The sequence below is a fragment of the Candidatus Poriferisocius sp. genome (assembly GCF_965214065.1).
GTDB lineage: Bacteria > Actinomycetota > Acidimicrobiia > Acidimicrobiales > Bin134 > Poriferisocius.
Map to the genome: position 1 here is coordinate 1 of NZ_CBDCAT010000022.1, position 11,805 is coordinate 11,805.

At 53.3% G+C, this 11,805-nt stretch carries 5 protein-coding genes; all 5 read left to right on the forward strand.

Annotated features, from left to right (window positions below):
* Positions 1-386 precede the first annotated feature (386 nt).
* Positions 387-3,446 (forward strand): BPTD_3080 family restriction endonuclease, encoded by a 3,060-nt coding sequence (locus ACOOGG_RS01385; RefSeq protein WP_420431522.1) that lies wholly within the window; start codon positions 387-389, stop codon positions 3,444-3,446.
* A 19-nt stretch (positions 3,447-3,465) separates the two neighbouring features.
* Positions 3,466-6,255, forward strand: coding sequence for a site-specific DNA-methyltransferase (locus ACOOGG_RS01390; protein ID WP_420431524.1), 2,790 nt, complete (start codon positions 3,466-3,468; stop codon positions 6,253-6,255).
* A 21-nt stretch (positions 6,256-6,276) separates the two neighbouring features.
* Positions 6,277-7,281 carry an AAA family ATPase gene (locus ACOOGG_RS01395; protein WP_420431526.1) on the forward strand — a complete coding sequence of 335 codons (1,005 nt, stop codon included), beginning with the start codon at positions 6,277-6,279 and terminating at the stop codon, positions 7,279-7,281.
* A gap of 18 nt (positions 7,282-7,299) precedes the next feature.
* A complete protein-coding gene (locus tag ACOOGG_RS01400) occupies positions 7,300-9,816 on the forward strand; it encodes a S8 family peptidase (RefSeq protein ID WP_420431528.1) in 2,517 nt (838 codons plus the stop codon).
* Positions 9,817-9,820: 4 nt separating this feature from the next.
* A partial coding sequence (locus ACOOGG_RS01405) for a UvrD-helicase domain-containing protein (protein ID WP_420431530.1) occupies positions 9,821-11,805 on the forward strand: 1,985 nt, incomplete at its 3' end.

Sequence of the window (11,805 nt, forward strand, 5' to 3'; positions counted from 1 at the left end):
GCGAAATTACGGGACACATGGTTCATGTTGAGAAGATCCTTTAAATTTCACGTTCCTGGCCTGCGGGATAATTACCCGGCAATTGTACCCCCTCCGTCCGGCTGGCTCCTTTCTTTCCTCACTGCCTTTCATTTGCCCATGATAAATTGGCGAGTCGGCAATCTGGTGTAGGCAGCCGGTTATGGTTTCCTGGACTCAAGGTGCGTTGATCACCTACTTTGATTTCCTCTGGTCATCCTGGAAAATCAGACCTTCCCCCTGGCCAACACCACCACAGCTTTAGGCATCATCAGCGCCATATCTTTCCTGTTAGGTGGATTGACCAGTATTATTTTGCTGATCCTGTTTTTCTAGTAGTTTGTTCGGAACCGTGAGAAAATCAGAGCATGGATGACTTGTTCTTTCAGCAACCAATACTGAACTCACCCTACGAGTCCCCGTCTCGGCATTGGGAGCTTGACCAATCCGGCCAACCAACCCGGAAGATTATTGAAAATCGTCGCCGTGCGGATTTCATCACGCCGATCCCTAAGCCCAGCAAGCGCAAGGGATCGGCGGAACAGACTTCCCTGCTGTCTGACGAGAGCCTGGAATTCTCGACCAGGAACCAGGCATACGACCACACCGCCATTATCAACGGCGTTCGTCAGGAGGTCGATCGCTGGCGCCTGCTACCGAATCCCGATCAGTGGCAGGTAACACCTGAAACGGCACGCCTTCTCCAACATTGGCGGCACTACAAGTTCAGTGACATCCGTCCATTCTTCTGTCAGGTCGAAGCAGTTGAAACCGCGATCTGGCTTACCGAGGTGGCGCCACGTGTGAGAAACGCCGGCAAGCGATTTCTTGAACACCTTGCCAACGCCAACAATGAGGCTAATCCCGAGCTCATGCGAGTGGCCTTAAAGCTCGCTACGGGCGCCGGAAAAACCACTGTGATGGCGATGTTAATTGCGTGGCAAACCATCAATACCGTGCGTTACCCACAAAGCAAGCGGTTCACCAGAGGGTTCCTGATCGTGGCACCGGGCCTGACCATTCGGGATCGCCTGCGCGTTCTGCAACCGAATGACCCAGACAGCTACTACCAGAGTCGCGAGTTAGTGCCGATTGACCTGCTCCCCGATCTGGCGCGAGCAAAAATCGTTATCACGAACTACCACGCCTTCAAACTGCGCGAGCGTATCGACTTGTCGAAGGGCGGACGATCACTTCTGCAAGGCCGTGGCGAAATTCTTAACACGGTCGAGACTGAGGGGCAGATGCTCCAGCGCGTGATGCCTGAACTGATGGGTATGAAGAATATCCTGGCAATCAATGATGAAGCGCACCACTGCTATCGCGAGAAACCAGGAGAAGACCTGGAAGGCGATCTGAAAGGAGACGACAAGAAAGAGGCGCAAAAGAACAAGGAAGCGGCGCGGCTCTGGATCTCGGGCCTCGAAGCGGTAAATCACAAACTGGGTATCTCCCGTGTGATTGACCTCTCTGCAACGCCCTTTTTCCTCAGTGGCTCCGGCTATGCCGAGGGTACGCTGTTTCCCTGGACCATGAGCGATTTCTCACTCATGGATGCCATTGAGTGTGGCATCGTCAAACTGCCGCGCGTGCCGGTCGCAGACAACATTCCGGGCGGTGACATGCCCAAGTTCCGGAATCTCTGGCAGCACATTCGCACGCGCATGCCGAAGAAGGGGCGCGGTAAGGCAAAGACACTTGATCCGATGATCCTGCCTGTCGAATTGCAGACCGCGCTTGATGCGCTCTACGGACACTATGAGAAGACCTTCGACCTCTGGGAGTCGGCCGATATTATTGTGCTACCCTGCTTCATCGTGGTCTGCAACAACACTTCTACCTCCAAGCTTGTCTACGACTTCATCTCGGGATTCCATCGAGAGAACGACGATGGTACGACCACACTCGAGAACGGTCGGCTGCCACTGTTCCGAAATTTTGACGAGCACGGCAATCAATTTCCTCGTCCACGAACCTTACTTGTAGACAGTGAACAGATCGAATCCGGCGATGCGCTCAATAAGAACTTCCGGGACCTGGCTTCGGATGAGATTGACCGCTTTCGCCGTGAAATTATCGAACGTACCGGAGACCGCCGTCAGGCCGAGAACATTACCGATCAGGACCTGCTGCGGGAAGTGATGAACACAGTCGGCAAGCCTGGACGGCTGGGTGATTCGATTCGCTGCGTTGTATCAGTCTCCATGCTCACCGAAGGATGGGACGCGAATACCGTCACCCATGTTCTCGGCGTTCGAGCGTTCGGTACTCAGCTACTCTGCGAACAGGTCATCGGCAGGGCTTTGCGAAGACAGTCCTACGACCTGAACGAAGAGAACCTGTTCAACGTCGAGTATGCCGACGTGTTGGGCATCCCCTTCGACTTCACGGCGAAGCCTGTGGTGGCACCGCCGCAACCTCCTCGGGAGACTATCCAGGTCAAGGCCATCCGGCCCGACCGTGACCAACTCGAGATCAGATTTCCACGGGTGGCGGGCTATCGGGTCGAGCTCCCGGAGGAACGGCTGACAGCCGAGTTCACGGCAGACTCCGTGCTGGAACTCACGCCCAATCTCGTCGGCCCATCAATCACCCGCAATGCTGGCATTATCGGTGAAAACATCGATCTGGGCCTTGAACATTTGAAAGACACGCGACGCTCCACACTGCTGTTCCATGTTACCCAGCGGCTTCTCTACACCAAATGGCGTGATCCGGGTGAGAGGCCAAAACTCCACCTCTTCGGCCAACTCAAACGCATCACCAAACAGTGGCTCGATACCTGCCTGGTTTGCAAAGGCGGCACCTACCCGGCGCAGCTTATGTATCAGGAATTGGCCGACATGGCTTGTGAGCGCATTACGGCAGCTATAACACGGGCTGAGATTGGTAGCCGTCCAGTCAAGGCTGTATTGGATCCGTACAATTCTGTAGGCTCCACGATGCACGTTAATTTCACCACGTCGAAAACCAATCGCTACAAAACCGCCGCGCATCGGTGCCACGTGGACTGGGCGATTCTGGACAGTGACTGGGAAGCGGAATTCTGCCGCATAGCCGAAACCCATCCCTGCGTACTGGCCTATGTGAAGAACCACAACCTCGGCCTTGAAGTACCCTACCGCTACGGCTCAAAGATGCGTATCTACATCCCGGATTTCATCGTCTTGATCAACGATGGCCACGGCAAGAAAGACCCGCTAAACCTTATTGTGGAGATCAAGGGCTACCGGCGAGAGGATGCGAAAGAGAAGAAGAACACGATGGAGGTTTATTGGGTGCCGGGCGTTAACAACCACGGCAACTATGGACGATGGGCTTTTGCCGAGTTTGCGGATGTGTGGGAGATGCAGTCCGATTTCGAGGCCAGGATGAAAGATCATTTCAATCAAATGATCGACCGCGTTATCACAGAACCCGTATCGTAAAGCAGCAGAAGATCAGGACATGGCGAGAAGAACGAAGAAGACCAGTCGCAAATCAGTAGAGGCGTTGACCCACGAGGAGGCAACGCGCAAGAACATACCGACTGCCGAATACCAGCCAGTGATGCAAAAGGAAGAGCAGTCGCCCGTCCGGATCGCTTATGAGCGGCGCAATCGCGACCTGGACCCGCAGCTTGTCTGGCGCGGCAAGGACGAACGGGACTGGTCCGATCTTATCGTGCAGGCACCGCCACTCTACATCCAGGAAAAAGTCCACCCCAAGGTATTGATCGACGACTTGCTTAACCGCTCAAAGGCTGATTACCAGGCGAGTGAGAAGCAAATTGATCTGTTCGCAGACTTCAATGGGCTTCCCGACGACCATGCAAAGACCGAGTTCTACCAGCACGACGCGAACTGGACCAACCGCATGATTCTGGGCGACAGCCTGCAGGTGATGGCATCACTGGCCGAGCGTGAAGGTTTGCGCGGGCAGGTGCAGTGCATCTATATCGATCCGCCTTATGGCATCAAGTTTAATTCCAATTTCCAGTGGTCAACGACCAGCCGTGATGTGAAAGATGGCAACGTCAACCACATCACACGCGAGCCTGAACAGGTGAAGGCATTTCGCGATACGTGGCGGGATGGGATTCACTCGTACCTCACCTACCTGCGAGACAGACTGACCATAGCGCGGGATTTGTTGTCAGACTCCGGCTCTGTATTCGTACAGATCGGGGATGAGAATGTCCATCGGGTTCGGGCGGTGATGGATGAGGTCTTTGGAGAGGAGAATTTTGTGAGCCAAATCACCTTTGCCAAGACGACAGGTTTCGCAGGTAGCTCGTTGTCAAATGTCGGAGATCACATATGCTGGTACTCAAAAGATATTTCCAGCCTAAAGTACCGGGGATTGTGGCGACATAAGGTTGCAGGAGATGAAGGGGCTGGATCATATAAGCCAGTATCGTCTTTCAATACTCTAAATCACAGTGTTCATGCGCCGACGCGCCTTGTGACGTTAGCTGATCTAACGTCACAAGGCGCGTCGGCGCATGACAAGTCTATACACTTTTGTGGTTTGGATTTTCCTCCCAGAATCCAAATGCACTGGAAGACGAATACTTTGGGAATAAGAAGATTGGAGAAAGCAAGTCGCATTGCAATCGTGGGTAAAACGCTCTCATATATTAGATTTCTCGACGATTTTCCGGTATTTCCTTACGTCAATTCATGGTCCGATACTGTTGGACAAAACCAGTTCGGCGGAACAAAAACCTACGTGGTTCAAACAGCCCTGCCGGTGATCCAGCGCTGCATTCTAATGACTACCGACCCCGGCGACCTCGTCCTTGATCCAACCTGCGGCTCCGGCACCACCGCATACATCGCCGAACAATGGGGCCGCCGTTGGATCACTATTGACTCCTCAAGGGTAGCGCTCGCTCTGGCCCGTATACGCATCATGGGAGCACGCTACCCTCATTACCTGCTCGCAGATAGCCCGGAAGGTCAGACTAAAGAAGCAGAAATAACTCAATCAATACCTTCAAATCAACCAACACGCGGTGACATTCGGCATGGCTTTATTTACGAGCGCGTGCCTCACATCACGCTGAAGTCGATCGCTAATAACGCAGAGATAGACGTTATCTGGGACCGATTCCAGAAGGAACTGGAACCACTCCGCGCGCAGTTGAACAGAACCTTGGGTAAGGCGTGGGAGGAATGGGAAATCCCTCGTGAAGCTGACGAGATATGGTCTGCCGAGGCGAAGAAACTCCATAAGCAATGGTGGGACCAGCGCGTTGTCCGACAGAAGGAGATTGACACATCCATAGCGACAAAGGCAGGCTTCGAGTACCTCTATGACAAACCCTACGAGGACAAGAAAAAAGTGCGAGTGGCCGGACCTTTCACAGTAGAAAGCTTGTCACCTCACCGTGTGTTGGGCGTTGACGAAAACGACGAGTTGATCGACGGTGTTACCGATGGTCACACGGGCTATAGCGATGAGGTGGATTTCTTCCGTATGATTCTGGAAAACCTGAAAACTGCCGGGGTACAGCAGGCTCACAAGGAAGATAAGATTACATTTACAGCCCTCACTCCCTGGCCAGGTGACTTGATCTGTGCCGAAGGCCGCTACGTTGAAAGTGATTCAGAGAAAGACGAAGGCGTAGCGAGCCCCGAGAAGCGTGCAGCCATCTTCATCGGACCCGAGTTTGGGACTGTGTCTCGACCCGACTTGGTCGCTGCCACCCGCGAGGCCGGTGATGCCGACTTCGACGTCTTGATCGCATGTGCCTTCAACTACGACGCGCATTCATCCGATTTCGACAAGCTCGGACGCATCCCGATACTCAAGGCACGCATGAATGCCGACCTGCACATGGCGGATGACCTGAAGAATACTGGAAAGGGGAATCTGTTCGTTATCTTCGGAGAGCCTGATATCGACATTCTCGATGCCGGAGACGGGCAAATTCAGGTGAAAGTCAACGGAGTAGACGTTTTCCACCCTCAAACCGGCGAAGTCCGCTCCGACGGGCCTGATGGTATTGCCTGCTGGTTTATCGACACCGACTACAATGAGGAGAGTTTCTTCGTCCGCCACGCCTACTTCCTCGGTGCCAGCGACCCGTACAAAGCGCTGAAGACGACATTGAAGGCGGAGATCAACGAAGACGCTTGGGCAACTTTACACAGTGACACTTCACGGCCATTCACCAAGCCCCAATCAGGGCGGATCGCGGTCAAGGTAATTAATCATCTGGGGGATGAGGTGATGAAGGTTTTCCGGGTATGATGATACCCGGAGGATATGGTCATGGCTATCGCTAACCAGTTGAAAGCATTACTAAAGTCTCATGCCGATGGGGATGACGATCGGTTCTATTCTATAGCAATGCAGCTTGCTGCCCATGAAGCAAAAATCGGTCATGGTAAATTGGCCGAAGAGTTGCGCAGTCTGGTGGATCAGGCCAAGGCTCGCCGTGGTTTGCCGCCAAAAGACGCTGCCAAGACGGTTCCCATCGGACGTCCACGAGGTGAGTTGGCAGGACTTCTTAGTGTCGATTATCCAAAAAACCGCCTTGATGAAATAGTGCTGGATGAATCTTTGGCCTGTCAGCTCAAGCGCATCGTCCGAGAACAAAGGCAGGCTACCAGACTCCTTTCCCATGGATTGTCACCCAGGCGCAAGCTGTTGTTGATGGGGGCGCCCGGTACCGGTAAGACTATGACGGCTTCGATATTGGCCGGTGAACTCGGGTTCCCACTGTTTCTGGTTCGGCTGGACGGACTGATTACCAAGTACATGGGCGAAACCGCCGCCAAACTGCGCCAAGTGTTCGATGCCACGGATCGTACCAGAGGCGTCTATTTTTTCGATGAATTTGACGCTATTGGTTCTCAGCGAGGGCTGGCGAATGATGTGGGTGAAGTACGGCGCATTCTGACCAGTTTTTTACAGATGATCGAGCAAGATGAGTCGCACAGCCTCATTGTTGCTGCGACCAATCATCCAGAGATTCTCGATCATGCGTTATTACGCCGGTTCGACGATATCTTGCATTATGAATTGCCGGATGATGAGCATATTGCAGCTGTTTTGACATCAAGACTTGGCGAGAAGACGACCAAAGGAGTTTCCTGGAAACGTTTGGCCAGCGAGTCAAAGGGTCTCAGTTACGCTGAGTTGGTTCGTGCCTGTAATGAAACTTTGAAGGAAGCGTTGATGGGGGAGCGAAAGACCATTTCAGAAGATGATATTCGCCAAGCGATTCTGGATAGATGCCAGATGGCTACCCGCTTCAGGAATAACGCACGATAAACACGGAACGATATTCTTATGGCCAATGACGGGGAGCAACACAAGTCACATTTTATCCTGAAAAATACAGTCACTGCTGAGTCATTTCGGCCACGCGGTGGTGGAGATTCGACGGAGGTTCCTTTACGTGACCGTCAGCAGCATGGTGGCCGATTGTTACAGCAGCTGGGGGCACTCAGGCCTGAAATCGAGCAGGCACATTCCCAACAAGAGTCAGCAGGTATGGATGAGGGCTTCGGGTTGCAAGTGGAGTTCGAGAGCTTCCCGGATATTGAATTGGCATTTGAGTCGCTGGCCAAGGAACGTTCTGGCATTGAGTTGCTCAATGTGAGGCATGAAGAAAGTCAGACAATGGCCACAATTTTTATTCCTGACGGAAAGCTGCATATTCTGGAAAATCTTGTAGTTGCCTATCTGGACGAGAGCAAGGACAAAATAAACGAGAAAAAAAGTACAAGAAAACCTAGCAATCAGAAGCTGCTGGATGCCATAAGAAATATTCGGGTTGCCAGTCTGAAAGCCTTATGGACGGATGATCCTGAAGTCTTTCCTCAGTCTGATGAGAAAGCCTTCTGGTGGGAAGTATGGTTGCCGGTCAGAGGGGATCGCATCGCTGAGGTGCAGCGCTTTACACGGCTTGCGGAAAGTCTCGACTTTCGATTAGCGCCGGGGCATATCGAGTTCCCGGAGCGAACCGTGTTGCTGATATATGGTTCGCGTGAGCAGATGCAGCGTTCCATGATGACGCTAAACAGTATTGCAGAGTTGCGGCGAGGAAAAGAAACGACGGACTTCTTCGATTCTCTTCCGCCTAAAGACCAACCCGACTGGAGTGATGACCTTTTACAGCGCCTGAGTATTCCTGTCGAAGGTGAAGTTGCACCCCATGTGTGCGTACTGGATACCGGGATCAATAGTGCTCATCCTTTGCTCACATCGGCACTGGGTAGTCGTGATCTACACACCATCGAACCGGGTTGGGGAATAAATGACAATCAGGGTCATGGCACTGAAATGGCAGGTCTTGCATTGTTGGGCGATCTGACGTCGGCGTTAGTCTCTAGTGAGCCGTTATCGATTTATCACCGGCTTGAATCCGTAAAATTGCTGGATCATAACCATTCCAACAGTAGTGATCCCGAGTATCATGGTTATCTGACCATACAGGCAGTCAGTTATCCAGAGATTACCGCGCCAGACCGCCAGCGTGTCTTCAGCATGGCGATTGCTACTCGGGATGCCCGCGATCAAGGGCGTCCTTCCGCCTGGTCAGCTACGATTGATCGGCTTGCCGTGGACTATGAGAACCAGGGAGAGACGCATCGGTTGTTCATCCTCTCTGCCGGTAATGTCGATGATCCCAATGCCTGGTCGCAATATCCTCATAGCAACAGTACCGACGGTATTCATGATCCAGGTCAGGCCTGGAACGCCCTGACTGTGGGTGCAACCACTGAACTGGTTCACATAACGGAACCTGATGCAGATGATTACCAACCCATTGCACCAGCAGGTGGATTGAGTCCGTTCAGCACCACCTCTCAAACATGGCAGTCGCATTGGCCGTTGAAGCCAGATGTGGTTTTTGAGGGCGGGAATGTGGCAAAAGATGCAACCGGTTCGATATGTATGCCAAGCCTTAGTTTGCTTACTACCAATTCGGCCATCGCTGATCGGTTGTTTACAACAAGTAATGCCACCAGTGCGGCGACAGCATTGGCTGCAGGGATGGCCGCCCGTCTAATAGCTGAATATCCCGATCTGCGTATGGAAACCATTCGTGGATTGATGGTTCATTCTGCACAATGGACACCAGAGATGCGCGGCCAGTTTCTTTCCGATCCATCGAATCCAAACAAGGGAGACGTGGCTGGTCTGGTGCGTCATTGTGGCTTTGGTCAGCCTGATCTGGAGAGTGCTTTGTGGAGCGTCGAGAATTCCCTAACCTTGGTTTGCGAAGACAGTCTTCATCCCTTTGCCAGAGAAGGCAGTAAAGCGCCTACCCTGAGAGACATGAATCTGCACCGCTTGCCCTGGCCCTTACAGGAGTTGGAGGCATTGGGCGAGACGGAAGTAGAGATGCGGGTAACAGTTTCCTACTTTATTGAGCCTAACCCGTCAGCTAGAGGGGTCAAATCCCGCTATCGCTATGAGTCTCATGGTTTGCGTTTCGACGTGAAACGGCCACATGAATCTGACGATGAATTTCGTCAGCGGATCAATTTGGCGGCAAGAGATGCAGAGGAAGGCAGTAGTACCAGTAGTGGGGATGATCGAAGATGGCTGTTGGGAACGCGTAACCGCCACAGAGGCAGTTTGCACTCCGATATCTGGAGGGGACCAGCAGCTGGCCTGGCCAGCCGGGGCATGCTTTCGGTGTTTCCAGTTAGTGGTTGGTGGAAGACACGCCCCAAGCTAGAACGCTACGATCAGCGCGCGGATTATTCTCTACTTGTCTCCATCCGTGTACCAGAGGTCAATGTAGGGCTCTATACAGCTATAGAAAACCAAATCAAGATAGCGGTTGAGGTCTGATCCAATGAACTTCCGAATCGCCGATACGTTCACAGATAGCCTCGCCAAGCTAACCGGCAGCGAGCAAAAAGCGATCAAAACGACTGCGTTCGATCTACAACTCAACCCTGCGAATCCGGGTATGCAGTTCCACAAGCTCGACAGAGTTAAAGATCCGAATTTCTGGTCGGTGCGTGTCAGCCGTGATATCCGGTTAATCGTTCATCGTAGCGCTGACAGTCTATTACTCTGCTATGTTGATCACCACGACAAGGCGTATCAGTGGGCTGAGCGGCGCAAACTTGAGACGCACCCCCAAACGGGCGCCGCGCAACTCGTGGAAATCCGTGAAAGGGTCCAGGAGATCGCCGTTCCGACCTATGTCGTGGAGAAATATCCGGTATCGACCAAGGCGGCCCTGTTCGATAATGTATCGGAAAATGAGCTTCTGGGGTTCGGTGTACCGGCCGAGTGGCTGAACGATGTTCGCAAGGCGGATGAAGACAAGCTGCTGGAAATAGCAGATCACCTACCGGGCGAGGCGGCGGAAGCGCTTCTCGAACTAGCGACCGGTGGGCGACCGAAAAGAGCAACAGTGGTGACCGGCACCGTCGACCCGTTCGATCATCCGGATGCCCAGCGGCGCTTCCGAGTCATGGCGGATGCGGAGGAGTTTTCGCTCGCGCTTGAGTATCCCTGGGAGAAGTGGGCAATATTCCTCCATCCCGCGCAACGCAACATCGTCGAGAAGGACTTTAGCGGACCCGCTCGAGTCTCTGGTTCTGCAGGTACTGGAAAGACGATTGTTGCACTGCATAGAGCAGTCCATCTGGCGCGGATCAATCCCGGCGCACGAGTCCTCCTGACAACATTTTCTGACACCCTGGTCAGTGTGCTCCGAATCAAGTTGCGTCGACTGATCAGTAACGAACCGAGATTGGCGGAGCGTCTTGAGGTGTACGCAATCAACAGGATCAGTGAGCGATTATTTGAGGCGCATATCGCACGCCCAAAGATTGCAACGAGAGAGCAGATCAGACAGTTGCTGACTGAGGCGACAGATGGTAAGGGAGCGCAGAGATTTAGTCCCCGGTTCCTACTCCGGGAGTGGGAAGATGTCGTGGATGCCTGGCAGCTGCCGACGTGGGAAGACTACCGCGACGTTAAGCGTCTGGGGCGCAAAACGCGCTTGCCGGAGCAGCAGCGTCTTGAGCTATGGGAAGTGTTCGAAATTGTAAAGCGAGGCTTGAGTGAGCAAGGATTGGTGACGCGCGCACAGATGTGTAACCAGTTAGCGGAAAAACTCCCGACCCGCCGGAACCCTCCATTCGACTTCGCTGTAGTTGATGAGGCACAAGATATTGGTGTCACCCAGCTACGATTCCTCGCAGCCCTGGGTGGCGGTCGGCCCAATGCGCTGTTCTTCGCCGGTGACCTCGGTCAGCGTATCTTCCAGCCTCCCTTTTCGTGGAAATCCCTGGGTGTGGATGTCCGGGGCCGCTCTCAAACGCTGCGAATCAATTATCGGACCTCGCACCAGATACGGATGCAATCTGACCGCTTGCTCGGACCTCAGATTTCCGATGTCGACGGAAATGTGGAAGACCGGCGGGGCACGGTTTCGATATTCAATGGGCCAGAGCCGGATATCCGTGTATTCAACAGCAAAGAGCAGGAAGGAAAGGCGGTTGGTGCGTGGATTGCGGAACGAATTGCTGAGGATGTCATGCCGCACGAGATTGGCATTTTCGTTCGATCAATGGAGCAGCTTGATCGTGCAAAGGCGGCTGCACAGGAGTCTGGAACGCCGTTCAAGACACTTGACGAGCACATGGAGATCAGCACGGGCATGCTGTCCGTCAGTACGATGCATCTTGCCAAGGGACTCGAATTCCGCGCAGTCGTAGCAATGGCGTGCGACGATGAAGTTATTCCGCTGCTGGAACGAATCGAATCCGTTGCGGATGATGCAGATCTTCAAGAGACCTACGATACGGAACGCCACCTGCT